The sequence below is a fragment of the Sphingomonas yunnanensis genome, from assembly GCF_019898765.1.
Taxonomy (GTDB): Bacteria; Pseudomonadota; Alphaproteobacteria; order Sphingomonadales; family Sphingomonadaceae; genus Sphingomonas; species Sphingomonas yunnanensis.
The window spans coordinates 367235-392678 of sequence record NZ_JAIOKB010000004.1 but is presented as its reverse complement, the minus strand read 5'-3'; the positions used below and the strand labels follow the sequence as shown (position 1 = coordinate 392678).

Annotated in this window: 30 protein-coding genes and 1 pseudogene; 20 read left to right on the top strand and 11 right to left on the bottom strand. The window is 70.9% G+C overall.

From position 1 onward, the window contains the following. Positions 1-76 precede the first annotated feature (76 nt). Genes K7957_RS13870 through K7957_RS13860 form a run of 3 tightly spaced genes read left to right on the top strand, consistent with a single transcriptional unit; the run spans position 77 to position 1993 of the window. On the top strand, positions 77-535 hold the full coding sequence (locus K7957_RS13870; RefSeq protein ID WP_223012564.1) for a tRNA (cytidine(34)-2'-O)-methyltransferase: 459 nt from the start codon (positions 77-79) through the stop codon (positions 533-535). A 34-nt stretch (positions 536-569) separates the two neighbouring features. Further along, positions 570-1409: an oxygen-dependent coproporphyrinogen oxidase gene (hemF, locus tag K7957_RS13865; RefSeq protein ID WP_223012563.1), complete on the top strand. Its 840-nt coding sequence runs from the start codon at positions 570-572 to the stop codon at positions 1407-1409. Then, positions 1400-1993 carry a GNAT family N-acetyltransferase gene (locus K7957_RS13860; RefSeq protein WP_223012562.1) on the top strand — a complete coding sequence of 198 codons (594 nt, stop codon included), beginning with the start codon at positions 1400-1402 and terminating at the stop codon, positions 1991-1993. The genes hemF and K7957_RS13860 overlap by 10 nt, the downstream gene beginning before the upstream one ends. Here K7957_RS13860 and K7957_RS13855 read toward each other — a convergent pair. Next, positions 1963-2709, bottom strand: a complete 747-nt coding sequence (locus K7957_RS13855) for a hypothetical protein (protein ID WP_223012561.1) — start codon at positions 2707-2709, stop codon at positions 1963-1965. The two genes, K7957_RS13860 and K7957_RS13855, sit on opposite strands and share 31 nt — an antisense overlap. Next, the gene (locus K7957_RS13850) at positions 2706-3509 is read right to left on the bottom strand and encodes a hypothetical protein (protein WP_223012560.1); all 804 of its coding nucleotides are present in this window, start codon (positions 3507-3509) and stop codon (positions 2706-2708) included. The genes K7957_RS13855 and K7957_RS13850 overlap by 4 nt, the downstream gene beginning before the upstream one ends. Before the next feature lie 79 nt (positions 3510-3588). Between K7957_RS13850 and lipB the strand changes: the two genes are divergently transcribed. The 4 genes and pseudogenes from lipB to K7957_RS20795 form a co-directional block, all read left to right on the top strand. Next, positions 3589-4266, top strand: a complete 678-nt coding sequence (lipB, locus tag K7957_RS13845) for a lipoyl(octanoyl) transferase LipB (RefSeq protein ID WP_223012611.1) — start codon at positions 3589-3591, stop codon at positions 4264-4266. Positions 4267-4356: 90 nt separating this feature from the next. Then, positions 4357-4614: a hypothetical protein gene (locus K7957_RS13840; protein ID WP_219756462.1), complete on the top strand. Its 258-nt coding sequence runs from the start codon at positions 4357-4359 to the stop codon at positions 4612-4614. A 228-nt stretch (positions 4615-4842) separates the two neighbouring features. Further along, positions 4843-5526, top strand: a complete 684-nt coding sequence (locus K7957_RS13835) for a hypothetical protein (protein ID WP_223012559.1) — start codon at positions 4843-4845, stop codon at positions 5524-5526. A gap of 323 nt (positions 5527-5849) precedes the next feature. Then, positions 5850-6194 (top strand): annotated as a pseudogene (locus K7957_RS20795) (choice-of-anchor K domain-containing protein); the annotation flags it as partial. A 226-nt stretch (positions 6195-6420) separates the two neighbouring features. Here K7957_RS20795 and queE read toward each other — a convergent pair. From queE to K7957_RS13810, 5 genes are all read right to left on the bottom strand, one after another. Then, a complete protein-coding gene (queE, locus tag K7957_RS13830; protein WP_223012558.1) occupies positions 6421-7053 on the bottom strand; it encodes a 7-carboxy-7-deazaguanine synthase in 633 nt (210 codons plus the stop codon). A 1-nt stretch (position 7054) separates the two neighbouring features. Next, positions 7055-7753 carry a 7-cyano-7-deazaguanine synthase QueC gene (gene queC, locus K7957_RS13825; RefSeq protein ID WP_223012557.1) on the bottom strand — a complete coding sequence of 233 codons (699 nt, stop codon included), beginning with the start codon at positions 7751-7753 and terminating at the stop codon, positions 7055-7057. 356 nt (positions 7754-8109) lie between these two features. Continuing rightward, positions 8110-9027 (bottom strand): Hsp33 family molecular chaperone HslO, encoded by a 918-nt coding sequence (gene hslO / locus K7957_RS13820; RefSeq protein ID WP_246617067.1) that lies wholly within the window; start codon positions 9025-9027, stop codon positions 8110-8112. Positions 9028-9226: 199 nt separating this feature from the next. Continuing rightward, positions 9227-10144, bottom strand: a complete 918-nt coding sequence (gene argF, locus K7957_RS13815) for an ornithine carbamoyltransferase (RefSeq protein ID WP_223012555.1) — start codon at positions 10142-10144, stop codon at positions 9227-9229. A gap of 209 nt (positions 10145-10353) precedes the next feature. Further along, positions 10354-11547, bottom strand: a complete 1194-nt coding sequence (locus K7957_RS13810; RefSeq protein WP_223012554.1) for an aspartate aminotransferase family protein — start codon at positions 11545-11547, stop codon at positions 10354-10356. Positions 11548-11724: 177 nt separating this feature from the next. On the opposite strand from K7957_RS13810, the gene K7957_RS13805 reads away from it, so the two are divergent. From K7957_RS13805 to K7957_RS13780, 6 genes are all read left to right on the top strand, one after another. Then, positions 11725-12663, top strand: a complete 939-nt coding sequence (locus K7957_RS13805) for a DnaJ C-terminal domain-containing protein (protein WP_223012553.1) — start codon at positions 11725-11727, stop codon at positions 12661-12663. Next, positions 12663-13619, top strand: a complete 957-nt coding sequence (locus K7957_RS13800) for a YihY/virulence factor BrkB family protein (RefSeq protein WP_223012552.1) — start codon at positions 12663-12665, stop codon at positions 13617-13619. The genes K7957_RS13805 and K7957_RS13800 overlap by 1 nt, the downstream gene beginning before the upstream one ends. Positions 13620-13647: 28 nt before the next feature. Next, the gene (gene fabI / locus K7957_RS13795; RefSeq protein ID WP_223012610.1) at positions 13648-14439 is read left to right on the top strand and encodes an enoyl-ACP reductase FabI; all 792 of its coding nucleotides are present in this window, start codon (positions 13648-13650) and stop codon (positions 14437-14439) included. Next, positions 14432-14977: a GNAT family N-acetyltransferase gene (locus tag K7957_RS13790; protein WP_223012551.1), complete on the top strand. Its 546-nt coding sequence runs from the start codon at positions 14432-14434 to the stop codon at positions 14975-14977. The genes fabI and K7957_RS13790 overlap by 8 nt, the downstream gene beginning before the upstream one ends. 280 nt (positions 14978-15257) lie before the next feature. Continuing rightward, on the top strand, positions 15258-16325 hold the full coding sequence (gene aroC, locus K7957_RS13785; protein WP_223012550.1) for a chorismate synthase: 1068 nt from the start codon (positions 15258-15260) through the stop codon (positions 16323-16325). An 81-nt stretch (positions 16326-16406) separates the two neighbouring features. Then, complete coding sequence (locus K7957_RS13780) at positions 16407-16823, top strand: hypothetical protein (protein WP_223012549.1); 417 nt, start codon at positions 16407-16409, stop codon at positions 16821-16823. Positions 16824-16870: 47 nt separating this feature from the next. Here the strand turns inward: K7957_RS13780 and K7957_RS13775 are convergent, their stop codons facing one another. Then, positions 16871-18160: an adenylosuccinate synthase gene (locus tag K7957_RS13775; RefSeq protein ID WP_223012548.1), complete on the bottom strand. Its 1290-nt coding sequence runs from the start codon at positions 18158-18160 to the stop codon at positions 16871-16873. A 165-nt stretch (positions 18161-18325) separates the two neighbouring features. Here K7957_RS13775 and K7957_RS13770 point away from each other — a divergent pair, with 165 nt between their 5' ends. From K7957_RS13770 to K7957_RS13760, 3 genes are all read left to right on the top strand, one after another. Further along, positions 18326-18985 carry a hypothetical protein gene (locus K7957_RS13770; protein WP_223012547.1) on the top strand — a complete coding sequence of 220 codons (660 nt, stop codon included), beginning with the start codon at positions 18326-18328 and terminating at the stop codon, positions 18983-18985. Positions 18986-19066: 81 nt separating this feature from the next. Then, complete coding sequence (locus K7957_RS13765) at positions 19067-19561, top strand: TlpA family protein disulfide reductase (protein WP_223012546.1); 495 nt, start codon at positions 19067-19069, stop codon at positions 19559-19561. Positions 19562-19608: 47 nt separating this feature from the next. Beyond that, the gene (locus K7957_RS13760; RefSeq protein WP_223012545.1) at positions 19609-20076 is read left to right on the top strand and encodes a hypothetical protein; all 468 of its coding nucleotides are present in this window, start codon (positions 19609-19611) and stop codon (positions 20074-20076) included. Here K7957_RS13760 and K7957_RS13755 read toward each other — a convergent pair. Beyond that, on the bottom strand, positions 20061-20927 hold the full coding sequence (locus K7957_RS13755) for an HpcH/HpaI aldolase/citrate lyase family protein (RefSeq protein ID WP_223012544.1): 867 nt from the start codon (positions 20925-20927) through the stop codon (positions 20061-20063). The two genes, K7957_RS13760 and K7957_RS13755, sit on opposite strands and share 16 nt — an antisense overlap. Next, positions 20924-22123 carry a penicillin-binding protein activator gene (locus K7957_RS13750; RefSeq protein WP_223012543.1) on the bottom strand — a complete coding sequence of 400 codons (1200 nt, stop codon included), beginning with the start codon at positions 22121-22123 and terminating at the stop codon, positions 20924-20926. The genes K7957_RS13755 and K7957_RS13750 overlap by 4 nt, the downstream gene beginning before the upstream one ends. On the opposite strand from K7957_RS13750, the gene rsmI reads away from it, so the two are divergent. After that, a complete protein-coding gene (gene rsmI / locus K7957_RS13745) occupies positions 22122-22964 on the top strand; it encodes a 16S rRNA (cytidine(1402)-2'-O)-methyltransferase (RefSeq protein ID WP_223012542.1) in 843 nt (280 codons plus the stop codon). The genes K7957_RS13750 and rsmI overlap by 2 nt on opposite strands. Here the strand turns inward: rsmI and K7957_RS13740 are convergent. Then, entirely contained in the window at positions 22954-23889 is a 936-nt protein-coding gene (locus tag K7957_RS13740; protein ID WP_223012541.1) for a hypothetical protein, read from the bottom strand. The genes rsmI and K7957_RS13740 overlap by 11 nt on opposite strands. Before the next feature lie 158 nt (positions 23890-24047). On the opposite strand from K7957_RS13740, the gene K7957_RS13735 reads away from it, so the two are divergent. From K7957_RS13735 to K7957_RS13725, 3 genes are read left to right on the top strand one after another with little or no spacing between them, the layout of a single operon-like run. Further along, complete coding sequence (locus K7957_RS13735) at positions 24048-24497, top strand: DUF983 domain-containing protein (protein WP_223012540.1); 450 nt, start codon at positions 24048-24050, stop codon at positions 24495-24497. Between the two features lie 20 nt (positions 24498-24517). Continuing rightward, positions 24518-24943, top strand: coding sequence for a c-type cytochrome (locus K7957_RS13730; protein ID WP_343228415.1), 426 nt, complete (start codon positions 24518-24520; stop codon positions 24941-24943). Between the two features lie 52 nt (positions 24944-24995). Further along, positions 24996-25367: a YraN family protein gene (locus K7957_RS13725; protein ID WP_223012539.1), complete on the top strand. Its 372-nt coding sequence runs from the start codon at positions 24996-24998 to the stop codon at positions 25365-25367. The last annotated feature ends 77 nt before the right edge of the window (positions 25368-25444 follow it).

Below are 25444 nucleotides of genomic sequence, written 5' to 3'. Positions count from 1 at the left end.
GGGGTGATAGCCGCGGGCCTCGCGCTTTGCCAATCCCATTTTGCGGTCGCGCAACAACCTGCGTAGAGCGGCGGCGATGCGGATCGCGCTGTTCCAACCCGATATCGCCGGCAACGTCGGCACCTTGCTGCGGCTCGGCGCCTGCCTTGACCTCGCGGTCGACCTGATCGAGCCGCTGGGCTTTCCGTTCGGCGAGCGCGTGATGGTGCGCGCCGCGATGGACTATGCCGCGCACGTCCAGGTCCGGCGCCACGCCGACTGGCACGCCTTCCTCGCCACCGTCGAGGGCCGCGTCGTGCTCGCCACCACCGCGGGGGCGGTGCCGCTGCCGCAGGCGCGCTTCGCCGCGGACGACGTGCTGCTGCTCGGCAGCGAGGGCGCGGGGGTGCCGGCGCACGTCCACGATCGGGCCGACCTGCGCGTGCGCGTGCCGATGCGCGCGGGGCTGCGCTCGCTCAACGTCGCGGTGGCGGGCGCGCTGCTTCTCGGCGAGGCGCTGCGCCAGACCGGCGGATGGGACAGATTGACCGATTGACCCGAACCCTCCCCGCGGGCGAGAGCACATCTCCATGATATTGGACGAACAGCAGACCGCCGCCCGGACCTGGTTCGAGCAGCTGCGCAACCTGATCTGCGCCGAGTTCGAGGCGATCGAGCGCGAAGCCGGCTCCGACGCGCGCTTCGACTATCTCGCCTGGGACCGCGCCGATCCGAGCGGCGCGCCCGGCGGCGGCGGCGTGCGCGGGGTGATGAAGGGCCGCGTGTTCGAGAAGGTGGGGGTCAACGTCTCCACCGTCGGTGGCACGTTCGAGGGCGATTTCGCGCGCACGATCCACGGCGCGGGCGACGATCCGCGTTTCTTCGCCACGGGCATCAGCCTGGTCGCGCACATGGCCAATCCGCACGTCCCCGCGGTGCACATGAACACGCGCTTTCTCGCCACCACCAAGCGCTGGTTCGGCGGCGGCGCCGACCTCAATCCGCCGCTGCCGATCGCGGAAGACACGGACGACTTCCACGCCACGCTGGCGCGCGCCTGCGACCGTCACGACAGCGGCTATTACCCGCGCTTCAGGCAGTGGGCCGACGAGTATTTCTACATCCCGCACCGCGGCGTGCACCGCGGCGTCGGCGGCATCTTCTACGACCATCTGGAGGGCGACTTCGCCGCTGATCTCGCCTTCACCCAGGACGTCGGCCGCGCCTTCCTCGACGCCTATCCGCGCATTGTGCGGCGGCGGATGCACCTGCCGTTCACCGACGCGGACGTCGCGCAGCAGCGCGAATGGCGCGGGCGCTACGCCGAGTTCAACCTCGTCTACGATCGCGGCACCTTGTTTGGCCTGAAGACCGGCGGCAACGTCGACGCGATCCTGATGAGCCTGCCGCCGGTGGCGACATGGGGCTGACCCACCTCCCCGCCGATCAGATCGCCGCGGTGGTCACCTCGCTGGAGATGCGAGGCCGCCCGCCGCAGGGCCCCATACCTGACTCGTCGCTGCGGCTGGTGCGCTGGGTGCGGCCCGAGCCGGAGAAGTATCGCGCGCTGTTCCGCCGCGTCGGCGCGCGCTGGCTGTGGTTCTCGCGGCTCGTCATAGACGATGCCGCGCTCGTCGCGATCGTCCATGACACGCAGGTGCAGGTGTTCGCGGCGGTCGACCGTGCCGGCGTCGAGGTCGGCATGGTCGAGCTCGACTTCCGCTCGGCCGGCACCTGCGAGATCGGTTATTTCGCGCTGGTGCCAGAGCTAACGGGCCAAGGGCATGGCCGCTGGCTGATGGCGGAGACGCTCGCGCGTGCCTGGGTCGCGGGCGTCAACCGCGTGTGGCTCCACACCTGCACGCTCGATCATCCCTCGGCGCTCAACTTCTATCGCGCGCAGGGCTTCACTCCCGCGCGCCGCACGATCGAGACCTTCACCGATCCGCGCGTCACCGGCGCGCTGCCCGCCGACGTCGCGCCTCAGCTGCCCCTGCTCGCACCGACGCGGTAGACGATCACGCCGACCAGCAGCACCGCCACCGCATAGGCCGCAGGCACCGCGGCGAGCAGCGCGTCCACCAGCGCGAGCAGCACCGGATCGCCGCTGCCCGGCGCACGCAGCGCCTCGTCCGCGCTCAGCAGCGGCGACACCACGACCCATTGTGCCAGGAACAAGGTAACGAGCGCGCCGGTGATGGCCCAGTCCTGCCCCTTGGTCAGTCTCCAGCTCAGCCGCAGCGCCGGCCCCGCGCGCAGCGCCGGGTGCCGGGCGAGCGCGGGCACCGCCGCGATCAGCCGCGCCTGGACGTAGAGCCCGGGCAGCACCAGCAGCCACAGGCCGAGACCGACCGGCACCGCGACAGCGACGCTGACCAGCACGAACGACCACAGCCGGGCCAGCGCCTGGCCCAGCGCCTGCCCGACCGTCAGCCGGTCGGGGTCGAGCAGCAGCAGCGCGATGGCCGCCACGCCATAGGAGGCGAGCAGGTCGGCGAGCAGGTAGAAGAGAGCGTTGCCCTGCCCCCAGCTGCCCACCGCGGCGAGCCACGCGCGCATCATCAGCTCGTCGCGCGGCGCGGGCGGCAGCGGCGGTAGCGGGTCGCATAGCAGCAGCGCGGCGAAAGCGGGCAGGAAGACGAACAGCGCGGCGAGCCGAAGCACCAGCGCGCGGTCGCGGCGAAACAGCCGCCACGCGACCGAGAGGAGCCCGGCGAAGGTCAGGCTCATGCGAACGGCGCCCCCTCGTCGTGCTCGCGCACGGCGGCGTAATATTGGGCGTAGAACACGTTCTGCACCACGGTGGCGCCGGCGCTGACGATCGCGAGCGCGACCGACGTGCCGAACAGCACCGCGCCGTCACTGTCGAGCAGCAGCCGCAGCACGACGCCGACGACCGAGCGCACCGCGACGGTGATCACCGTCACCAGCACGGCGTAGAGGATCAGCACGCCGATCAGCCGCGCCGCGGCACCGCGCGTCAGCGCGAAGGCACGGCGGATCGCACCGAGCCCCAGCCGCTCGTTCACCACCACCGCGAACAGCGGCGCGAGCCGCGCGCCCAGCCACAGCAGCAGTGCGGCGGCGACCAGGATCAGCCCCGCCGACAGCGCGAGCGGGCCGGCCGCGGCGCGCTGCATCTCGACCATGCCGGTGGGGGTGACGGTCGCGCCCGCCGCGATCAGCGCGAGCGTGCCGGGCACGAAGGTGAGCGACAGCGCGATCAGCAGGACCAGTGTGACCCCGACGGCGGCGGGCAACCGGTTCGCGGCGAGCCGATATGCCGCGCCGCGATCGACGCGCGGATCGCTCGCCACCGCGGTGATCGCGAGCATGCCGAACAGCATCAGCACCGCCGAGACGAGGTTCGCCAGCGGGCGCGTGGCCGGGACAGCGCCCAGGAAGCTCGTCGCCGCCGCGCTGAGCACCGCGGGCAGGAACAGGGTGACGAGAGCGATGCCGGCGAGGATGGCGGCGCGCCCGCGCAGCACGTCGACCGTGCGCTCCCACACCATGCCCATCCTGATCATCGCGTCGTCCCCTTCCCGCGCCGGCCTAGCGCTCCGCCGACGGCTTGCCAACCGCGCCGAGCACGCACATCTGGCGCGCATGGAGCAGCGCGCGACGATGATCGAGGACGTGGAGTGGCGCGTGTCGCCCGGGCTCACCGACTATGCGGCGGCACTGTCGGAGATGGAGGCGCGCGCCGCCGCGATCGCCGCGGGCGACGCGCGCGAGCTGGTGTGGCTGCTCGAGCATCCGCCGGTCTACACCGCCGGCACCAGCGCCGACCCGCGCGAGCTGGTCGACCCGCGCTTCCCGGTCGTGCCCGCGGGCCGCGGCGGGCGCTACACCTATCACGGGCCGGGGCAGCGCGTCGGTTATCTCATGCTCGACCTCAACCGGCGCGGGCGCGACGTGCGATGCTTCGTCCACGCGCTGGAGGGCTGGCTGATCGCGGCGCTCGCCGAGCTCGGCATCGCCGCCTGCCGCGCGCCCGGCCGGATCGGCATCTGGACGCGCGACCGCGCCGGCGCCGAGGCCAAGATCGGCGCGATCGGCATTCGCGTGCGCCGCTGGGTGACGCTGCACGGCTTCTCGGTCAACCTCGCGCCCGATCTCGCGCACTTCGGCGGCATCGTGCCGTGCGGTCTCGCCGACTATCCGGTCACCAGCGCCGCCGCGCTCGGTTCACCGCACGAACTTGCAACTTTCGATGCGGCGCTGTCGTTGACCGCGGACGCCTTTCTTGAAAGCCTGACTTGCGTCGGTGAAAACGAGGCTTGAGAGGGCGCTCATCTGCGATTAATGTCTACGTCGGTTTGGGACAAAAAACGGCCGAATGGTCGCCAAATCCTTTGTCTAGGGAGCAATTTCATGCGTGCAGTCATCACCAAGATCCTCGGCGGTTCGGCGCTCGCGGCAGCCGCTCTCGCCGTCTCGGCGTGCGGTTCGAAGACCGAGACCAGCGAGAACACCATGATCACCGACATGAACGCCACCGAGGGCATGGACACCATGACCGACAACATGACCGCCGTGGACGGCGCCATGAACGGCGGCATGATGGCGAACGACACGATGGGTAACGACATGATGATGTCGAACATGTCCAACATGTCGAACGCGATGTAATCTGCCGCGATCCGGCGATTGTGTTGACGGGGCCGCGCGGGAGACCGGGCGGCCTCTTCTTTTGTCCCGCGAACGGGCACGTCGTTACGCGACGCCAACAAGCAAAGCGATGACGGCGGCGCCACGCGCCGGAATGAATCATTCGAGCGACAGAATGTTCTTGGGCCATTTACCCAATTTGACGTAAAAGGGCGGCGCGGCCGTAGCCGCGACGAGGAGTGTTGGGGAATGCTGAAGGTGGGGATCGTCGGCGCCTGGGTGGCGCTGGCGGCTGGGGTGCTGGCGACGACGCCGGCTTCGGCGCAGTTTTTCTTCAAATCGAAGGATTTGCGCGGCGAGCCAATCATCGGGAACGAGGACGGCATGGGGCACCCGCTGCCCGGCGCCACGCCGGCGGAGCTGCGCGCGGGGGTGGTGTGGAACATGCGCGCCGCGCTCAACGTCGCCGCGCTGCAATGCCAGTTCGAGCCGACGCTGCTGACGGTGCAGAACTATAACGCGATCCTCGCCGACCATCGCGTGGAGTTGCAGAATTCGTTCGACACACTGAGCAAATACTTCACCCGCGTCGCCAAGACCAAGAAGGACGGCCAGACAGCGCTCGACCAGTTCGGCACGCGCACCTATTCCGGCTTCGCCACAGTCGCGGCGCAGTTCAACTTCTGCGCCACCGCGGCGAACATCGGTCGCGACGCGCTCTACGCACCGCGCGGTGGCTTCGGCGACGTCGCGATGGCGCGCATGCGCGAGCTGCGCAACAGTCTCAAGCCGTTCGGCGAGCAGCAATTCCCCTCGCTCCAGGTGCTGCCAGCGACGCTGCCGCGGTTCGACGAGGCATGCTGGAAGAAAGGACTGTTCGTCGAGCAGAAGTGCGGCGCGCCGCTGACTCCGGTCGTCTACGCCGCGCGCTGAGATCACGAGGGACTGATCATCCGCCCACGGACAGGGGAGAACGAGAAGAGCCAGCGCCCGGCGCGGCCTCTTGGGTCGCGCGACAGCGGCACAGCCTACTGATAGCCCGGCCGGCGCTGATCCCGCGTCGGCCGGTCAGTCGCGATCGGGGCGCCGTCCGAAGCAACTTCTCGCGCCGAGAACAATTTGCCTAGTCATACTGCACCGGCCGATAGCGGCAATCCGGTGCTCCCTTCAGCCTCCCGTGCTCAAGATCCTGCCATTGCTAAACTATCTCGTTCCGCCCCGCACCTTGGTGACGTTCCCGTCCGAAAAGGAGGCGATTGCCCTCGGGATATGCTTCGGTTCGAAAACGCGCAAGTGGCCGAAGGCGCTCAGCAACATCCTTGTCAGCTGACTTCTTAGGCGGGGTTCGTTTTGGTTTTGGACTCACTAGCACCCTGAAGTTAACGCGGCATTATAGATATACTTCGCCGGGCGCGTCGATCAATCTCGCCAAGAGCTTCGCGCTGGGCCTGTACAGCACTCCCAACACCGGTAGCGCGGACGCGAACGCCGACTATGTCTACTTGCCCACGCTTCAGAGCATCAACGACTTCGTCGTCGACGGGCAGGCCTATCAGTTCGAGCTGCGCGGCTTCGACAACGTCCGCGGTGAGGGCTACCTCAACTCGACCGCGCGCGAGTTCCATGTCCGCGAGGGGCAAAGCGCGAGCGCCGACGTGTTCGGCGTGCTGAGTGCGGTCCCAGAGCCCGGCACCTGGACGATGATGCTGACCGGCTTCGCGATGATCGGCGTGGCGGGGCCTCGCGCCGGCGCGAGGCCCCGGCGGCGTTGGTCTGATCGACGATGGCGCGCGGGTCGTCGGCCGGCGCCGGCGGCCCGCGACGACGTCAGCGCAGGCCCAGCAGCTTGTGCGTCTGGAGCGACAATCGCCAGCGCGGTCGCTCCATCACCAGCGCCATCGCCGCCTCGACGTTCGCCGCGCCCGCCGCGTCGTCGAGCGGCTGGAGCAGGAAGTGGCGGAATTCCCAGCCCTCTACCGTTGCGAGGTCGGTGCCGGCCTGCGGCCATACCAGCTTGAGCTCATCGCCCGAGCGCTGCACCGTCTCGCTGCCGGCCTTGGGGCTGATGCACACCCAGTCGATACCGCGATGGACCGGCAGCGTCCCGTTGCTCTCGATCGCGATCTCGAACCCGGCGGCGTGAAGCGCGTCGACCAGGGCGTCGTCGACCTGGAGCATCGGCTCGCCCCCGGTCAGCACCACGAAGCGCCGCTCGCGGTCCGGACCCCAGAAAGCTTCCGCCGCCGCGACCAGCGCCGCGGCGTCGGCGAAGCGGCCGCCGCCCGCGCCGTCGATCCCGACGAAATCGGTGTCGCAGAAACGGCACACCGCGGTGGCGCGATCCTGCTCGCGCCCGCTCCACAGGTTGCAGCCGGCGAAGCGGACGAACACCGCGCGCCGTCCCGCCTGGACGCCCTCGCCCTGGAGCGTCAGGAACATCTCTTTGACCGCGTAGCTCATCTCACTCGACCGGCGGGGCGGCCGCGTAGAGCGTCGGATCGGGCACGCCGGCCTCGACGAAGCCCTTGTGCCGCAACCGGCAGCTGTCGCAGCGTCCGCAATGCAGACCGCCCGGCGCGGGATCGTAGCACGACCAGCTCATCCCCATGTCGAGCGCGAGCCGCGCACCCTCGCGCACGATATCGGCCTTGGTCATGTGCTGCAGCGGCGCCTGGAAACGGAACGGCTGGCCCTCCACACCCGCCTTGGTGGCGAGCTCGGCGAGCCGCTCGTACGCCGCGATGAACTCGGGGCGGCAGTCGGGATAGCCCGAGTAATCGAGCGCGTTGACGCCGAGGTAGATGTCGCGTGCCCCCGCCGCCTCTGCCCAGCCGAGCGCCAGGCTGAGGAAGATCGTGTTGCGCGCCGGCACGTAGGTGACCGGGATGGTGCCGTCGACACCGTCCTTCGGCACGTCGATGTCCCGGTCAGTCAGTGCCGAGCCGCCGAAGACCGAGAGGTCGATCGGCAGCACGACGTGACGCGTCGCGCCGAGCGCGTGCGCGATCCGCCGCGCGGCGGCGAGCTCGACCTGATGGCGCTGGTTATAGTCGATCGAGAGCGCGAGCAGCGGGTGGCCCGCCTCGCGCGCGAGCGCGGCGGACACCATCGAGTCGAGCCCGCCCGAGACGAGCGCGACGGCGGGGGTCAGTTGGGTCATGATGCGGCGCCAGCTAGGCCCTCGCGCGGCCGAGCGCAAGAAAAAGGGCCGCCCGAGGGCGGCCCGTGAGGAGCTTGAGCGGTCAAGCTAGGGAGAGAGCGTGCCGCATGAACAGCACGAGGATGCTTATGGAGCAGGAAGGTTAAGATCGGACTAACGGTGATGTTCTTTATCGCCTTTCCCCGTCTCCTCCCCTCCGTTCGGCTCGCGTGGTGATCGAGCCTGTCGAGAGCGTGCCGCCCGCGGCCCCGACACGCCGTCTCGACAAGCTCAACGACTACTCGAAGCGGACGGCTAAGGAGATCAAGCGGACGGTGCAGGGAGAACAGGAGCGCCGCTCGTCACGGCAGCCCCCCTCACCCCACCAGTTCGTCCGCGCGCACCGGGAAGCTGGTCGAGCAGAAGGCGCAGTCCACCGCGATCACGCCCGCCTCGTCCGCCATCGCCAGCCGCTCCTCGAGCGGGAAGCGCGCGAGCACCGAGCGGATATAGTCGACGTCGCAGCGGCAGCCCTTCACCAGCGCCTGCCCTGCCAGCACGCGCACCTCGGCCTCCTCGTTGAACAGCCGCCACACCAGAGTCTCCAGCGGCACGGCGGCGTCGGCCAGCTCGTCCACGCCCATCGTCTGACCGAGCGCCTCGACATGCTCCCACTCGGGATGGTCCAGCTTGGTATGAAGCCGCTCGCGCCCCTCCTCGCCCTCGGGCAGGTGCTGGAGCAGCAGACCGCCCGCGACGAAGCGCCCGTCCGCACCCTTGCTCAGTCCCACCCGTACCAGCGTCGGGATCTGCTCCGACTGGTAGAAGTAGCTCTGCGCCGCCTCGCTCAGCGTGTCACCGTCGAGCGGGACGATTCCCTGATAGCGCTCGCCGGTGGTGGCGAGATCGAAGGTGATCGCGAGATAACCCTTACCGAACAGCGCGAACAGCGACGGCTGCGCCGGTGCCGCGGCGAGCCGCTCGGCGTCATATTGGATGTACCCGCGCACCTCACCGCCGCGATAGTCGCACACCAGCAAGGTGACGACGCCCGCCCCGGTCTGCGTCTGCATCGTAAGCTGGCCTTGCGGGTCCTTGAGCGTGCTGCCGATCAGCGCGGTCAGCGTCAGCGCCTCGGCGAGCAGCGTCTCGATCGCGGGGGGATAAGCGTGCGCGGCCAGGATCGTGTCGAGCGTCGGCCCGAGCCGCACCACGCGCCCGCGCGCGTGCTGCGCCGGGATGGTGAAGCCGAGCGCACGGTCGAGGTCGGGGACGTGGTCGCGGGGATCGGTCAAGGCTGCCTCGTGCTGGCGGGGTCGCAGAACAATCGGCTGCCCTGTCCGTCGCCCCGGACGTGTTGCGGGGTCCATCGTTCGGCGCACGCTCCGGCCGGTGGCGTGCGCCGCACCATGGATGCCGGGTCGATCCCGGCACGACGAGGAGGGGCGAGCAGGTGGGTTGGTTCTCCCTAATTGGGTAGCCGCGCCGCGCCGATCAACCGATCTGGCCGAAGCACCAGCGCAGCACCGATTTCTGCGCGTGGAGGCGGTTCTCCGCCTCCTGCCAGATCAGCGACTGCGGCCCGTCGATCACCTCGGGGGTGACCTCCTCGCCGCGGTGCGCGGGGAGGCAGTGGAGGAAGGCGGCACCCGGCTTGGCTGCCGCCATCAGCGCGGCGTCGACCTGATAGGGCATCATCGCGCGCAGCTTGGTCTCGGCCTGCGCCTGGCCCATCGAGATCCAGGTGTCGGTCACGACCACGTCGGCGTCGGCCACTGCCTCGCGCGGGTCGGCGACGACGCGCGCGCGGCCCGAGGCGCGGACGATCGCCCCCTCCTCGGGCTGGAATCCCTGCGGGCACGCCGCGACCACGTCGAAGTGGAGCAGCGCCGCCGCCTCGACGATCGAGGCGAGCACGTTGTTGCCGTCGCCGAGCCACGCGACCTTGAGCCCGGGCAGCTGGCGCCCGCTCTCCACGACGGTGAGCAGGTCGGCCATGATCTGGCACGGGTGCGACTCGTCGGTGAGGCCGTTGATCACCGGCACGCTGGCGTGCGCCGCCATCTCCTCCAGCTTGGCGTGGTCGTCGGTGCGGATCATGATCGCGTCGACATAGCCCGACAGCACGCGCGCGGTGTCGGCCACCGTCTCGCCGCGGCCGAGCTGCATCTGCCCCGCCTCCATCACGATCGACTGGCCGCCGAGCTGGCGGATCGCCATGTCGAAGCTGACGCGGGTACGCGTCGAGTTCTTCTCGAAGATCATCGCCAGCACGCGGCCGGCGAGCGGCGCGTCGGCGTCGGCGCGGCCCTTGGGCCAGCCCGCGCGCGCCTGTTTGCGCTCGAGCGCGTCGTTCAGCATGGCGGCGATCGCGTCGCCACCGGCGTCGCTGAGGCTCAGGAAATGGCGCATTTACATCCTCCCCAGACTGGAGTGGCAGGGCGACTTGCCCCCGGCAAGTCGAGATCATGCCGGGGGCATGATCGACCTGCCACTGGGGACCGCTCGCGCAGCGAGTGGTGGAGGGGGGCCGCCACCAGCGCTGCCGTTCGCGGAGAGCCCCCTCCACCACCGCGCTGGCGCGCGGCGGTCCCCCTCCCCGCGAGCGGGGAGGATTGCTCCTACTCGTCGGCCACCGGCACGTAGACCCGCGCGGCCTCGCTCAGTCTCTCGACGCACTCGGCGATATGCTTCTCGTCGATCACCAGCGGCGGCAGCACGCGGACGACGTTCTCGCCCGCCGCCACCAGCAGCAGCCCGTGCTGGTCACGGCAGTGCGCGACGAAGCGGCGGCTATCGCTCTTCAGCTTGAGGCCGAGCATCAGCCCGTGGCCGCGGACGTGATCGAACAGGTGATCGTGGTTGGGGATCAGCTGCTCGAGCGAGGCGCGCAGCCGCTCCCCCATCCGCGCCACCTGGTCGAGGAAGCCGTCCTCCAGGATCACGTCGAGTACCGCCTCGCCCGCCGCCATCGCCAGCGGGTTCCCGCCATAGGTCGAGCCGTGCGTGCCGAACACCATGCCCTTGGCCGCCTCGGCGGTGGCGAGACAGGCGCCGAGCGGAAAGCCGCCACCGATGCCCTTGGCCACCGCCATGATGTCGGGCGTGATGCCGTACAGCTCGTGCGCGAAGAACTTGCCGGTGCGGCCGTAGCCCGCCTGCACCTCGTCGAGCACCAGCAGCAGGCCGTGCTCGTCGCACGCCTTGCGCAATCCCTGCAGAAACTCCTCGGACGCCGGGCGAATACCGCCCTCGCCCTGGATCGGCTCGACCAGGAAGCCCGCTGTATGCTCGTCGATCAGCGCGAGCGCGCCCGCCAGATCGTTGAACGTGGCGTATTGGAAGCCCGGCAGCAGCGGCTCGAAGCCGTCGCGCATCTTGGCCTGGTTGGTCGCCGAGATCGCGCCGAGTGTCCGCCCGTGGAAGGCGGTGTCGAAGGTGATCAGGTCGTGCCGCTGCGGGTTGCCGTTGGCATAATGATAGCGCCGCGCGGTCTTGATCGCGCACTCCACCGCCTCGGCGCCCGAGTTGGTGAAGAACACCGTGTCGGCGAAAGTATTGTCGACGAGCCGCTGCGCGAGATGCTCGCCCTGCGGGCTGCCGTAGAGGTTGCTGGTGTGCATCAGCGTCGCGGCCTGGTCCGCGATCGCCTTGACCAGCTTCGGGTGCCCGTGCCCGAGCGCGTTCACCGCGATGCCGCTGGCGAAGTCGAGATAGCGCTCGCCGTCCTCGCCGTAGAGGTAGACGCCCTCGCCTCGCACCGGGCGCACGCCGCACCGCGGGTAGACGGGCATCAGCGCAGGGGTGGACGACACGGGGTCTTCTCCTCGGAAAGAACAAGGGCGGCCCGACCGGACCGCCCCGGCCGGTCTTCTACGGTGGCCCGCCGCGGCGGGTCAACACCGTGCGCGATGGTGCTTGCGCCGCGACGGCGATTGCGCTCGTGCCGCGACTATCCCACATAGGGAAGTAACACACCAGTCGGGGAATCCATGGCCGATCCATATGCGACGCTGGGCGTGGCGCGCGGCGCCAGCGAGGCGGACATCAAGAAAGCCTATCGCAAGCTCGCCAAGGAGCTGCATCCCGACCGCAATCAGGACAACCCGAAGGCGGCGGAGCGGTTCGGCCAGGTGACCTCGGCCTATGACCTGCTCACCGACAAGGACAAGCGCGCGCGCTACGATCGCGGCGAGATCGACGGCGACGGCAATCCCGCCGCCCCCTTCGGCTATGGTGCCGGCGGCGGGCGACCGGGCGGCGCGGGTGGCTTCCGCTCGCAGCAGTTCGACATGGGCGGCGGCGAGGCGCCCGACATGTCCGACATCTTCGAGGGGCTGTTCGGCGGCCGCGGCGGCGGCGGGGGAGGCTTCGCCAGCGGCTTCGGTCGCCGCGGCGCCGGGCCGCCGCCGAAGGGCGGCAACGTCGCCTACCGTCTCCAGGTCCCCTTCGCCGACGCCGCCGCGCTCGCGCCGCAGCGCGTGACCCTGGCCGACGGCAGCACGATCGACCTCAAGCTGCCCGCCGGGGTCGACACCGGCACGCAGATGCGCCTCTCCGGCAAGGGCGACCCCGGCGCCGGCGGCCCGGGCGACGCGATCGTGACGATCGAGATCCAGCCGCACCGCTTCTTCACGCGCGAGGGCGACGACGTACGGATCGACCTGCCGGTCACGCTCAAAGAGGCGGTCGAGGGCGGCGCGGTGAAGGTGCCGACCGTCGACAAGCCGGTGATGCTCACCGTGCCGGCCGGCTCCACCTCGGGCAAGACGCTGCGGTTGAAGGGCAAAGGCTTCCACCGCAAGGCCGGAGGCCGCGGCGACCAGCTCGTTCGCCTCGTGATTGACGTGCCCGCCGACGACGCCGCGTTGAAGTCCTTCGTGGCGGGCTGGGCCGGCGCGGGGAACCCGCGCGCGACCATGGGAGTCTGATGTGGGTGAAGGACGCCCCTCCCACGCTCACGCCTGAGGATCGCGCGCGCCATCACGGCGCCGCGCGACGTCGCCTAGACCGCCAGCTCGCGCATGTCCGACCCGGCAGCTATACCTGGTCCGTGCTGAAGCGTGCCGCGGTCGGCGTCTATACCGACGGCTTCATCCACGCCGGCAACCTCGCCTATCTCGCGCTGATGACGGTGTTCCCGTTCTTCATCGTCGCCGCCGCGGTCGCCTCGCTGTTCGGGCAGACCGACGAGGTGCAGCGCGGGGTCGCCAGCTTCCTCTCGGTGCTGCCGCGCGATGTCGGCACGATCCTGCGCGAGCCGATCGGCAACGTGCTGCACGCACGCACCGGCTCGCTCTTGTGGTTCGGCGCGCTGGTCGGCCTGTGGACCGTCGGCAGCTTCGCCGAGACGATCCGCGACATCTTCCGCCGCGCCTATGGCACGCGCTCGTCGCAGTCGCTGTGGCGCGCGCGGCTCGGGCTCAGCCTGGCGATCATCGGCTCGATCGTGATCGCGCTCTTCTCCTTCCTGGTGCAGGGGCTTCTGATCGCGGCCGAGCAGTTCATCTACCGGCTCCTCCCCGTGGCGCAGCATGTCGCAGACTGGCTCAACCTCGCCCGGCTGGTGCCCGCGGCGGTGATGTTCGGCGCGCTGTACATGCTGTTCTACTCGGTCACGCCGGGCCGCTATCGCCGCAGTGACAGCAAGAAGTGGCCCGGCGCGCTGTTCACCACTCTGTGGTGGGTGAGCATGACCGCCGGCCTGCCCTGGGTGCTGTCGCAGCTCGGCGGCTATGACCTCACCTACGGCAGCCTCGCCGGGGTGGTGGTGATGCTGCTGTTCTTCTATCTGATCGGCCTCGGCCTGGTGTTCGGCGCTCACCTGAACGCGGCACTGGCGGAGCCGCCCGTAGCGGTTGTAGAGGGGGCGGAACAAGATGAATGACATACAGGGCAAGGACGTGAACGGATTGATGGCGGGCAAGCGCGGGCTGATCATGGGGCTCGCCAATGACAAGTCGCTGGCCTGGGGTATCGCCAAGCAGCTCAGCGAGGCCGGCGCCGAGCTGGCCTTCTCCTACCAGGGCGCGGCGATGGAGAAGCGCGTGCGGCCGCTCGCCGAGCAGCTCGGCGTGGCGCGGCTGTTCGACTGCGACGTCTCCGACATGGCCGCGCTGGACGACACCTTCGCCGCGCTGGCGCGGGAATGGCCGACGATCGACTTCGTCGTCCATGCCATTGGCTTCTCCGACAAGTCGCAGCTGCGCGGTCGCTACTACGACACCACGCTCGACAACTTCCTGATGACGATGAACGTCTCGGCCTATTCGTTGGTCGCGGTGGCGCAGCGCGCGCGCAGGATGATGCCCAACGGCGGCGCGATCCTGACGCTGACCTACTATGGCGCCGAGAAGGTGATCCCGCACTATAACGTGATGGGCGTCGCCAAGGCCGCGCTTGAGACGAGCGTCAAATATCTCGCGGTCGATCTCGGGCCGGAGAACATCCGCATCAACGCGATCTCGGCGGGGCCGATCCAGACCCTGGCGGCGCGCGGCATCGGCGACTTCAACTACATCCTCAAGTGGAACGAGCTCAACGCGCCGCTGCGCCGCACCGTCTCGATCGAGGAGGTCGGTGGCGCGGGCCTGTACCTGCTCAGCTCGCTCGCCAGCGGCGTCACCGGCGAGATCCACCATGTCGACGCGGGCTACAACGTCATCGGCATGAAGGCGGAGGACGCGCCGGACATCGCGCTTGCTTGAGGAGGGCGCCCCGGCCGAGCTGATCGTCCGCCCCGCGCGCGGCGAGGACGTGGCGGGGATCGACGCGCTGCTGCGCACCTGCTTCGCGCGCGCCGACGAGGCCGATCTCGTGCGACGGCTGTGCGTCGACGGCGCGATGGTGCTGATGATGGCGGCGGTCGACGGCGCCACCGGCGCGATCGTCGGCGCGGTGGCGTTCAGCCGGATGGCGGTGACGGTCAACGATCGTGCGGTGCCCGCGGTGGCGCTGGCGCCCCTCGCGGTGGCGCCCGCCTATCGCCGCCGCGGTGTCGGCGAGGCGCTGGTGCAGGCCGGGCTCGAGCGGCTCGAGGCCGAGCGCGTATTGCTGTGCTTCGTGCTGGGCGCCGCGGCTTACTATCGGCGCTTCGGCTTTCACGAGGATTACGCGTCCAACTTCGTCTCTCCCTACGCGGGCGAGCATCTGTTGGCGCTGCCGCTGCAGGGCGGGCTGATGCCCTGCGGCGTCCGCGGCGACGCGCGCCACGCCGATGCCTTCGCGGTGCTCGGCGCTGGGTGAGCGGCAGTCGGGTGGGCGTGCGCTCTTCTATATTGCCACCACCGCGGCGAACGCCGGGGTCCAGGTGGGAAGGCTGACGTGAGACTCACAGACGTTCCCCGACTGGACCCCGGTGCCCGTCGGGGTGGACGTGAAAACAGGGCACGCCGACGAGAGCCGCCCCCTGTCCTAAGCCGCACGCTTCTGGCACAGCGCGCGCCATGTTCCACATCGGCCGCCCGCGAACGTTGAGTCTCGACGCGCCGGCGACTCAACATTCGCAACATCCGGACCCTCGCGCATGAGCTACAACACCTTCGGCCGCGTGTTCCGCTTCACCACCTGGGGCGAGAGCCACGGGCCGGCGCTGGGCGCGGTGGTCGACGGCTGCCCGCCGGGGATCGCGCTCGGCGAGGCGCACATCCAGCCCTGGCTCGACCGGCGCCGCCCCGGCCAGTCGCGCTTCACCACGCAGCGGCGCGAGCCCGACCAGGTTCGTATTCTCTCGGGCGTGTTCGAGGGCCGCACCACCGGCACGCCGATCAGCCTCGTGATCGAGAATGTCGACCAGCGCTCCAAGGACTATTCGGACGTCGCGCTCGCCTATCGCCCCGGCCACGCCGACTACGCCTATGACGCCAAGTACGGCTTCCGCGACTATCGCGGCGGCGGCCGCTCCTCGGCGCGCGAGACCGCCGCGCGCGTCGCGGCGGGCGCGGTGGCGCGGCTGGTGGTGCCGCAGGTGCGCGTGCGCGCCTGGGTCGAGGCGATCGGCGGCGACGCGATCGACCCGGCGACCTTCGACGACGCCGCGATCGACGCCAATCCCTTCTTCTGCCCCGACCCCGTGGCGGCGGCGCGCTGGGAAGAGACGGTCGACGCCGCGCGCAAGGCGGGCTCCTCGCTCGGCGCGGTGGTGGTGTGCGAGGCGACCGGCGTGCCCGCGGGCTGGGGCGCGCCGCTCTACGCCAAGCTCGACAGCGAGCTCGCCGCCGCCTGCATGTCGATCAACGCGGTGAAGGGCGTCGAGATCGGCGACGGCTTCGCCGCCGCTGCGCTCTCGGGGGAGCAGAACGCCGACGCGATGCGTCCCGGCGCGGACGGCCCCGCCTTCCTCGCCAACCATGCCGGCGGGATCGCGGGCGGGATCGCCACCGGCCAGCCGATCCGGGTCCGCGTCGCGTTCAAGCCGACCAGCTCGATCCTGACCCCGGTGCCGACGGTCACGCGCACGGGCGAGGCGGTCGAGATCGCGACCAAGGGCCGGCACGACCCGTGCGTCGGCATCCGCGGCGTGCCCGTGGTGGAGGCGATGGTCGCGCTGGTGCTCGCGGACCAGGCCTTGCTTCACCGCGCGCAGTGCGGTTAACTTGGTTAATTTAGGCGAGGGATCGCTGGAACACCTGCTTCGTGCGCTTCGTTCGGACCGCACACACAAGGAGAGGTTCACATGCGTATTCTCGTGATCGCGGCCGCGGCCGCACTCGCTCTGCCCGCCGTCGCCTCGGCACAGACCACCGGCGGGACGGGCGGCAGCACCGGCGGCAGCATGGGCACGGGCATGGGCCAGTCCGGCACCGGCATGGACCAGGGTTCGATGGGCACGATGCAGCAGCCCGGCTCGACCGGCACCAGCACCCAGAGCACGCAGTCGGACACGATGTCGACGACCTCGCCGCGCTCGGCCCGTAAGTCGGCGCGCTCGTCGCGCAACCGGTCGACGATGAGCCAGCCGAGCACCAGCACGACGCCGGACCCGTCGACTCAGACGATGAATCCGGATCCCACGGTCGCCCCGATGTCGCAGAACAACCCGCGCACCACCGGCGCCGACCCGATGGCGACCACGCCGCAGTCGCCGCAGTAACGTCGCCGATCCGACCCCCGTGCGACCGCATGGGGGTCGTTCCGCGCTCAGTCGGCGAATGGGTCGCGCACCAGGATAGTGTCATCGCGCTCCGGACTGGTCGATACCAAGGCCACGGGGCAGCGGATCAGCTCCTCGATCCGACGGATATATTTGATCGCCTGCGCCGGCAGGTCGGCCCAGCTCCGCGCCCCAGCAGTCGACTCCTGCCAACCCTCCACCGTCTCATAGACCGGCTCGACCAGCGCCTGGTCGGCGGCGTGCGCCGGGAAATAGTCGATCACCTCGCCTCGCAGACGATAGCCGGTGCAGATCCGGACCTCGTCCAGGCCGTCGAGGACGTCGATCTTCGTCAGCGCGATCCCGGTTATCCCGCCCACCGCCGCGGACTGGCGCACCAGCACCGCGTCGAACCACCCGCAACGTCGCTTGCGTCCCGTCACCGTGCCGAACTCATGCCCGCGCGTGCCGAGCCGCTCGCCCGTCGCGTCCTCGAGCTCGGTCGGGAACGGTCCCGAGCCGACGCGTGTCGTGTAGGCCTTGGCGATCCCGAGGACGAACCCCACCGCCGCCGGCCCCAGTCCCGAGCCGCCCGCGGCGGTGCCAGCGATCGTGTTCGACGAGGTGACGAACGGGTAGGTCCCGTGGTCGATGTCGAGCAGCACGCCCTGCGCCCCCTCGAACAGGATGCGCTTGCCCGCCTCCTTCGCCGCATTGAGATCGCGCCACACCGGCTTGGCGAAGGGCAGCACGAAGCCGGCGATCGCGCGCAACTCGGCGACCAGCGCGTCGCGATCGATCGGCGCCTCGCCGAAGCCGGCGCGCAGTGCGTCATGGTGCGCGGTGAGCCGGTCGAGCTGAGGGCCAAGGTCGTCGAGGTGCGCGAGGTCGCACACGCGCAGCGCGCGACGACCTACCTTGTCCTCATAGGCGGGGCCGATGCCGCGCCGGGTCGTGCCGATCTTGCCCGCGCCGCTGGCATCCTCGCGCATGCCGTCGAGATCGCGGTGGAACGGCAGGATCAACGCGCAATTGTCGGCGATCCGCAACGTCTCGGGCGTGGCGACGACGCCCTGCCCCAACAGCCGCTCGATCTCCGCCTTCAGCGCCCAGGGATCGAGCACCACGCCGTTGCCGATCACCGAGGGCGTGCCGCGCACGATCCCCGACGGCAGCAGGGACAGCTTGTAGACCGACTCGCCGACGACGAGGGTATGGCCGGCATTGTGCCCGCCCTGGAAGCGGACGACGATGTCAGCGCGCTCGGCGAGCCAGTCGACGATCTTGCCCTTGCCCTCGTCGCCCCATTGCGCGCCGATGACTGCTACGTTGGCCATGGATACAGGTCTCCGCCTGCCGGGCGAACCCGCGCGCCCTTCGACAGGACTCGGCGCGCGAGTGGTTCAGCGATGTCGGTGGCGCGGGTAGCCGCGAGGCGGCGACAGGTCAACCGCGGCCGGCCGTCGAAGCGGGCCCGCGGCGCGTTGCGAGCGACTCGCAACATGGCGCGGGTCGATGGATGGCGCCGCCTCGCCGCCGCGGCGCTTGACTGGCGGCCGAGCGAACGGCTCAGGGTCACCCTCGACGCCGAGCATGTCGCGCGCGACATCGCCGAGCCGACAGGTTTCGCGCTCACGCCACGCGGTGGCCGCGTCACGCTGCGGCCGCTGCCGCCGAGCGACCGCAACCTAGGTGCGCGTTGGATGCGTGCCAGCGGGTGGCGCCGCGACCTGCTGCTTCGCGGGCGCTACGCCCTCGCGCCGGGCTGGAGCGGGTCGCCTCGGCGAGTCGCGGCTCGATCGAGCGCGCGCTTACTCCTCCTTCTGCGTCGATGGCGGCCCGCGCGGCGACGGCACCGTCAGCGTGCTGATCACCCGTCACGATCCTATCACACGCGGCTCTACCAGGCGGATCTCGCCGGTACGATCACCGACGGTCTGGTCGTTCATTACCTGCTGCTGGGTGCCGCCGAGCGACCGCACCACCTACCTGCCCTCGCCGCAGCGCTATCACGCGACGCAGAACTTCTTCCGACCACGCGACCTCCCGCGCCCGCCCCTGGTGGCGAGCGGCAGCGCGTCGACGACGCCGGCCTGTTCCTGCTCGATCGCGCCGCGGCGCCACCGGCGAGTGTCCGGCTCTCGCTCGCCTCGGCCTCCTGAACATGCCCGCCGGATCGGGCCGATCAACCGCTTGACCGCGCACGCGCCGCTGCGTCAGCTTGCCAAGGGGGCAACCGAACGATGCGACACCTACTGCTCTACGCGCTGGCGGGCGCGCTCATGGCGACACCCGCCGCGGCGCGTGACCTCAAGCTGGGTCAGCCGGCGCCGCCGATCGAGCTGACGCTGGTCGACGGCCGCACCACCACGCTCGCCGAGCATCGCGGCGAGGTGGTGCTGCTCAACTTCTGGGCGACCTGGTGCGTGCCGTGTCGCGCCGAGCTGCCGCTCCTCGACGGCTATTACCGCCGCGCGCGACAGCACGGGCTGAGCGTCTTCGCGGTGGCGACCGACGGGTCAGCGCCGCTTCGGCAGCTCAAGCCGGTATTCGCCGCCATGGCGATCCCCGCGGTGCGCCGCATCAAGGGCATCAGCGCGGAAATGCCGGCCGTGCCGACCAACTATATCATCGATCGCGCCGGGATCGTCCGCTATGCCAAGGCCGCGGCGCTCGACCTGGACGATCTCAACCGAGAGCTGATCCCGCTGCTCAACGAGCCCGCGCCGAAGGATTGAACCGCGCCGCGGCGGGAACGGTGCCGAGGTGCGCGAGTTGAGCGGTGATGAAGCTCGCGCTGACCCTTACCGCGCTGCTGCTACTCTCTGGCTGCGGTGACCGGAAACGGGAGACCGAGGGGAACGTCACCACCGGGGCTGCGGCCGACGCAACCGCCGCCCCGGACGGAGGCATCTCGAACGTCGGCCTCGCGGCGCCCTCTCCCACCGTGAGCGGCGCCGTACCAGTGTCGCGCGCGCGCTATCTCGGTCGATGGCGCGGTGTGGAAGGGCTCAACCTCGTCGTCGCCCCACGCTCGGGCGAGGGAGATGCGGTGTCGCTGGCGATGCAATGGAGCCTCGACGACAAGGGCACGTACGACGGCGAGGTAACGCCAGAAGGTATCGCCTTCGAGCGGGCGGGCGTGCGCGAACTCCTTCGGCCGAGTGACGGTGCCACGACCGGGCTGAAGTATCTCGACGGCAAGAAGGACTGCCTGACCGTCGAGCCCGGTGAGGGCTATTGCCGCGACTGAACCGCGCGGTCGAGCGCGAGGAGTCGCTCCGCCTCGGCGAGATGAAGCCGCTCCACCATCTCCCCCTCGAGCCGGATCGCCCCTGACGCCTCGTGCTCAGGCAAGGTGAAGGCGGCGACGATCCGTGCGGCGCGAGCCACCGCCTCCGCCGATGGGGCGAAGGCGCGGTTGGCCGCTGCGATCTGCGCCGGGTGGATCAGAGTCTTGCCGTCGAAGCCCCAGCGCGCGCCCTGCGCGCAAGCACGCTCGATCACCGCGGCATCGTCGATCACGTTGGTCACGCCGTCGAGCGCGACGATATCGGCGAGCCGGGCGGCGAGCACCACCTGGGTGAGGATGGGCCACAGCGGCGCGCGATCCTCGCCCGGCGTGCAGCGCAGCTCGCGTGCGAGGTCGTTGGGCCCGACGACGAGCGCGGCGAGCCCGGTCTCGCGCGCCGCCGCGGCGATCGCGCGCAATGCCGCAACGCCGGCGCAGGTCTCGATCATCGCCCATAGCGCCGGGCCCTCGCCCAGCGCCGCGCGGGCGGCGTGAAGCGTGGCGGGGCCGTCGACCTTGGGGAGCAGCACCGCGTCGAGCGGCGCGCCACGCAGCGCGGCGAGGTCGTCGGCGCCCCAGTCCGTGTCGGCGCCGTTCACGCGCACCACGCGCTCGCGCGTGCCCCAGCTCCTCGCTGCTAGGCCCATGAGAACGGCCCCTCGCGCGTCGGGCTTCACCGCGGGCGCGACTGAGTCCTCGAGGTCGAGGATGACCGCGTCGCAGTCGAGCGTGGGCGCCTTTACGAGCGCGCGCTGGTTGGACGCAGGCAGGAACAGGGCGCTCCGCCGCGGCCGCGCCGCGGCGGCTGTCACTTGCCCGCGAACCCCGTCGGCGCAGGCGAGACCGCCACCGCGTCGCCGGTACGCAGCTCCTTCACCTCGAGCGCGCGCTCGGCCACGCCGTCGCGACCGAAGCGGAAGGCGCCGTCGATCCCGGCGAAGCCGTCCGCGTCGCGCAGCCGCGGCTCGGGGAAGGCCGTGCCCGGCCGCCAGTCGCGCGCGATCCGCACCACCAGCAGAACCGAATCGTAGCCGAGACTGGACAACCGATAGGGCGCGGCGTTGAAGCGCGTGCGATAGTTGCGCGCATATTGGCGATAGAGATCGTCGGGGACGCTGGCGAACCACGCGCCGCTCAGCGCCGGCGCGCTGGCGCCCTTGTCGGCGTTCCACAGCTCGGTGCCGAGGACCTGCGCCGAGGGGCTGTTGCGCCGGAGCAGCGGCACCGCCGCGGTTGCCGAGCCGGCGCTGTCGGCGATCAGGATCGCGTCGAACGGCGCGTCCTTGGCCATGCGCTGCACCGCCGCGCTGAGCGCGCCCGGGCCGCGGTCATAGGTCTGCAGCGAGACCACCCGCCCGCCGACCTGCTCGACCGCGCGCAGGAAGGCGGTGGAGGCGCGGCTGCCGTACAACGCGTTGGGCACCAGCCCGCCGAAATTGTTCATGCCGCGGGCGCGCGCGAAGCCGACCACGCGCTCGATCGACTGCGCCGGCGCATAGCCCAGCACATAGGTGCCGTCGCCCGCCACGCCGGTGTCGTTGGAGAAAGACAGCACCGGCACCTTCGCGGCGCGGGCGATCGGCGCCACCGCGCGCACGTCCTCGGCCAGCAGCGGCCCGAGGATCAGCTGCGCGCCGTCGGCGATCGCGCGCGACGCCGCCTGGGCGGCGCCGGTGGCGGTGTCATAGCTGGTGATTCGCACCTGCGCGTTGCGCGTGTCGAGCAGCGCCAGCTGGGTGGCGTTGGCGAGGCTGCGCCCCACCCCGGCGTTGCTGCCCGACAGCGGCACCAGCAGCGCGACGCGGTGCCGCTCAGTGTCTTGTGGCAGGCCGCTGATCACCTCGGGCGCGGTGTCGCGCGGCGGCGGCGCCTGGGTCTGCGGCCGCGGCGCCTCGACGGGCGCGCGCGGCACCACCGTCGAGCAGGCCGCGAGCAGCAGCGCGCCGGTGACCGCGACCAATCGGCCCCACGCGTTCGACCATTGCGGCCGCCCGATCGCCTCTGCCATGACAACTCCCGTGAACTCTCTACCGCCTGGCCTCTACATCGTCGCCACCCCGATCGGCAATCTCGGCGATCTCTCGCCGCGTGCTGCCGAGGTGCTCGCCGCCGCCGACGTCATCGCGGTGGAGGATTCGCGGGTCACCGCCGGGCTGCTGCGCCACATCGGCACCAAGCGGCCGATGACTCCCTATCACGACCACAATGCCGCCGAGGTGCGGCCGCGCCTGATCGAGCGGATGGCGAGCGAGGTGGTCGCGCTCGTCTCCGACGCGGGCACGCCGCTGATCTCCGATCCCGGCTACAAGCTGGTGCGCGAGGCACGCGCGGCGGGGCGTCACGTCGTCACCGTCCCCGGCGCCTGCGCCGCGGTGGCCGCGCTGACGCTCGCCGGACTGCCGACCGACCGCTTCCTGTTCCTCGGGTTCCTCCCGCCCAAGGAGCAGGCGCGCGCCGAGGCGATCCGCGAGGTCGCGGCGGTACGCGCCACGCTGGTGCTGTACGAATCGGGGCCGCGGCTGGGTGCCTGCCTCGCCGCGCTGGCACATTGGCTGGGCGATCGCGAGGCGGCGGTGTGTCGCGAGATCACCAAGAAGTTCGAGGAGGCGGTGACCGGCACGCTCGGCGCGCTGGCAGCGCGCTATGCCGACGCGCCGCCCAGAGGCGAGATCGTGATCGTGATCGCGCCCCCCGCTCCGCCTGCCCCGGCGAGCGCGGACGATGCCGACGCCGCACTGACCGAGGCGCTCACTCGCCTGCCCGCGTCCAAGGCGGCGGGTGAGGTGGCCAAGGCACTCGGGCTCGATCGCCGCGCGCTCTACGCGCGGGCTATGGAGCTCAAGGGGTAGCGGGCGCGCCGGCCTCGTTCTCCCGCGCGATCGCGCCCGCCATCCGACCGCGCTGGCTGAAGGCGAAGGCGTTCGCCGCGCCGGTGTACAGGCCGCGCAGATAGCCGCGGTCGAAGGCGGTGAGTTGCGCCGGCGGTTCGGCGCTGCTGCCGAACAGCGTGAGCATCGACTCGAGCCCGCCGCCGGGCAGTTCGCGCGCGCCGGCGAACAGGCGCAGTGCGGCATAGTCGGCGAGCTGACGCGACGTCTTCCCCACTACCGCCTTGCGCTCCACGATCAGCACGGCGGTGACCACGTCCTGCCGCACCGGCTGGACGATCCGCGAGGCGCTCGCGACATGGAAGGTCGGCGGACCGTCGCCCGGCAGGCTCGTCTCGCCGTCGCGCGTGCGCACCTCGGTGAGCCGCCACGCGAACGCCGGCCCCGCGCTTTTGAGCAGCGCGCGACGAGCTCTGAAACCGACGCCCAGCAGCGCGCGATGGTTGGACTTGGCCATTCTCGCCACCTCGGCGTGCGCGTCGTCGACGAACAGCACCATCGTGTTGGGACGGCATCGCTCGCCCGCGAGCGAGATGCCCGCGACGTCGGCGTCCTCGAGCATGCGCTGCGCGATCTCGCCCGATACCCTGCCCGGCAGGCCGCCCACCGCGACGCAGACGGGCGCCTGGAAGCGCGCGATCGGCACGTTCTGCGATACCGGGCCGGTCGCGGCACGCACCCGGTTGCCGATGACCTTGCGCGTGGGCGCGGCGACGATGATGTCGCCGTTGTCGCCGAGCCGCTGTTCCGCCGCGGGCACGGGCACAGGGTCTGTATCGGCGCGAGCCGCGCCCGCCGGCTCCGACGGCGGTGCCGCGACGCCGGGCACCGGCGCGGGAAGCTGTGCCGCGGCGATGACCAACGCTGCCAGACAGGGAACGACCATCGCCTCTCTCCCGTCCGCCACGCCCAGACTAGGCAAGCCAGGCGCCTGTGCACACTCCCTTTTTCCTCCGGATCGGGCGGAGCGTGGCGACCGTGCGACGGCGGGTGGGACGTTCTGTCCCATCGAATCCGGGTGCCAGCGCGCCTACATCGAAGCGCATGGAACCGTCACCCCCGTCCCCCGTCGTGCCCACCGGCCGAGACCGCTTCTGGTGGATCATCCGCTCGGGCTGGCGCGGCCGCTGCCCGCGCTGCGGCGAAGGCAGGATGTTCGCGTCGTGGCTCAAGGTGGTGCCGCGCTGTGATCATTGCGGGCTGGACTATCGCTTCGCCGCGCCCGACGACGGCCCCGCCTTCTTCTCGCTGTGCATCATCGCGCTGCCGCTGACCGCCTTCGTCGTGTGGCTCCAGGTCGCCTTCGAGCCGCCCGCCTGGGTGCATCTCGTCACCTCGGTGCCTGTGATGACGCTGGGTACGCTGCTGCCGCTGCGCCCGATCAAGGGCTGGCTGGTCGCGTCGCAATATGTCAACCGCGCGCAGGAGGCGGGGACGCGCGGGCTCTGGTCTGACCTGCACGGGACCTCCGGCGAGAGCGACTTCGACCAGTGATCGGGCGGCGCGCCTCGCTCGTGGCGGCCGTCCTGGCGCTGCTCGCCGGCTGCGGCGACGGTGACGTGGCGGCGCGGCGGAAGGCGCTGGCCGCGAACCCGACGCTCGCGACGCGGCTCGCCGCCGCAGACGCTGGCCGCGGCGCGCGGCTGTTCGGGCAATGCGCCGCCTGCCATACCATCGGCGCGGCCGCAGGGGATCGAAACGGCCCCAACCTGCACGGCGCGATGGGCGCGCCCGTCGCCGGGGTGAGCCCGCGATACGGCTACACCGCCGCGCTGCGTGGGCGCGGCGGCCGCTGGACCGACGCCGCGATGGACGCCTGGCTCACCGACCCGGCCGCCGTCGCGCCCGGTACCGCGATGCGCTTTCCCGGCGTGCGCGACCCGCTCGATCGCGCCGACCTGATCGCCTATCTGCACCGGCAGAGCGAACCGATCCGCTGAGCCGGGCCAGCTCGCGCTTGCCGCGCCCGGTCGGGTCGGGCACGCCGCGGTCATGCGCCGCCCCCGCTCCCTTTTAGACCGCCGCGACGCCGAGGCGGCGGGGCGGCGCGGCGAGCGGCTCGCCGCCTGGTGGCTTCGGCTGCAGGGCTGGCAGATCCTCGACCGTCGCGTGCGCACCCCCGCGGGCGAGGTCGACCTGGTGGCACGGCGCGGCGCGCTGGTCGCCTTCGTCGAGGTCAAGGCACGGCGCACCGTCGCCGAGCTCGACGCCGCGATCGACGAGCGCCGGCTCGCGCGCGTCGCGGCGGCCGCCGAGCTGCTGATGCCGCGCTACGCGCTGCCGGGCGACGACATTCGCGTCGACGTGCTGCTGCTGGCGCCAGGCACGCGCCCGCGCCACATCGAGAACGCCTGGATCGGCTGACTCTCCGAAAGATCACCCGCGTGACATTGGCCAAGCACGGCCCTACCTGCCGGCGCATCGCTCTGCCGGAAAGGGAC

What these genes read in the sequence shown, in the direction of transcription:
- K7957_RS13870 (WP_223012564.1), top strand. Translation starts at nt 77, where the DNA reads ATGCGGATCGCGCTGTTCCAACCCGATATCGCCGGCAACGTCGGCACC.
- hemF (WP_223012563.1), top strand. Translation starts at nt 570, where the DNA reads ATGATATTGGACGAACAGCAGACCGCCGCCCGGACCTGGTTCGAGCAG.
- K7957_RS13860 (WP_223012562.1), top strand. Translation starts at nt 1,400, where the DNA reads ATGGGGCTGACCCACCTCCCCGCCGATCAGATCGCCGCGGTGGTCACC.
- K7957_RS13855 (WP_223012561.1), bottom strand. Translation starts at nt 2,709, where the DNA reads ATGAGCCTGACCTTCGCCGGGCTCCTCTCGGTCGCGTGGCGGCTGTTT.
- K7957_RS13850 (WP_223012560.1), bottom strand. Translation starts at nt 3,509, where the DNA reads ATGATCAGGATGGGCATGGTGTGGGAGCGCACGGTCGACGTGCTGCGC.
- lipB (WP_223012611.1), top strand. Translation starts at nt 3,589, where the DNA reads ATGGAGCAGCGCGCGACGATGATCGAGGACGTGGAGTGGCGCGTGTCG.
- K7957_RS13840 (WP_219756462.1), top strand. Translation starts at nt 4,357, where the DNA reads ATGCGTGCAGTCATCACCAAGATCCTCGGCGGTTCGGCGCTCGCGGCA.
- K7957_RS13835 (WP_223012559.1), top strand. Translation starts at nt 4,843, where the DNA reads ATGCTGAAGGTGGGGATCGTCGGCGCCTGGGTGGCGCTGGCGGCTGGG.
- queE (WP_223012558.1), bottom strand. Translation starts at nt 7,053, where the DNA reads ATGAGCTACGCGGTCAAAGAGATGTTCCTGACGCTCCAGGGCGAGGGC.
- queC (WP_223012557.1), bottom strand. Translation starts at nt 7,753, where the DNA reads ATGACCCAACTGACCCCCGCCGTCGCGCTCGTCTCGGGCGGGCTCGAC.
- argF (WP_223012555.1), bottom strand. Translation starts at nt 10,144, where the DNA reads ATGCGCCATTTCCTGAGCCTCAGCGACGCCGGTGGCGACGCGATCGCC.
- K7957_RS13805 (WP_223012553.1), top strand. Translation starts at nt 11,725, where the DNA reads ATGGCCGATCCATATGCGACGCTGGGCGTGGCGCGCGGCGCCAGCGAG.
- K7957_RS13800 (WP_223012552.1), top strand. Translation starts at nt 12,663, where the DNA reads ATGTGGGTGAAGGACGCCCCTCCCACGCTCACGCCTGAGGATCGCGCG.
- fabI (WP_223012610.1), top strand. Translation starts at nt 13,648, where the DNA reads ATGGCGGGCAAGCGCGGGCTGATCATGGGGCTCGCCAATGACAAGTCG.
- aroC (WP_223012550.1), top strand. Translation starts at nt 15,258, where the DNA reads ATGAGCTACAACACCTTCGGCCGCGTGTTCCGCTTCACCACCTGGGGC.
- K7957_RS13780 (WP_223012549.1), top strand. Translation starts at nt 16,407, where the DNA reads ATGCGTATTCTCGTGATCGCGGCCGCGGCCGCACTCGCTCTGCCCGCC.
- K7957_RS13775 (WP_223012548.1), bottom strand. Translation starts at nt 18,160, where the DNA reads ATGGCCAACGTAGCAGTCATCGGCGCGCAATGGGGCGACGAGGGCAAG.
- K7957_RS13770 (WP_223012547.1), top strand. Translation starts at nt 18,326, where the DNA reads ATGGCGCGGGTCGATGGATGGCGCCGCCTCGCCGCCGCGGCGCTTGAC.
- K7957_RS13765 (WP_223012546.1), top strand. Translation starts at nt 19,067, where the DNA reads ATGCGACACCTACTGCTCTACGCGCTGGCGGGCGCGCTCATGGCGACA.
- K7957_RS13760 (WP_223012545.1), top strand. Translation starts at nt 19,609, where the DNA reads ATGAAGCTCGCGCTGACCCTTACCGCGCTGCTGCTACTCTCTGGCTGC.
- rsmI (WP_223012542.1), top strand. Translation starts at nt 22,122, where the DNA reads ATGACAACTCCCGTGAACTCTCTACCGCCTGGCCTCTACATCGTCGCC.
- K7957_RS13750 (WP_223012543.1), bottom strand. Translation starts at nt 22,123, where the DNA reads ATGGCAGAGGCGATCGGGCGGCCGCAATGGTCGAACGCGTGGGGCCGA.
- K7957_RS13740 (WP_223012541.1), bottom strand. Translation starts at nt 23,889, where the DNA reads ATGGTCGTTCCCTGTCTGGCAGCGTTGGTCATCGCCGCGGCACAGCTT.
- K7957_RS13735 (WP_223012540.1), top strand. Translation starts at nt 24,048, where the DNA reads ATGGAACCGTCACCCCCGTCCCCCGTCGTGCCCACCGGCCGAGACCGC.
- K7957_RS13725 (WP_223012539.1), top strand. Translation starts at nt 24,996, where the DNA reads ATGCGCCGCCCCCGCTCCCTTTTAGACCGCCGCGACGCCGAGGCGGCG.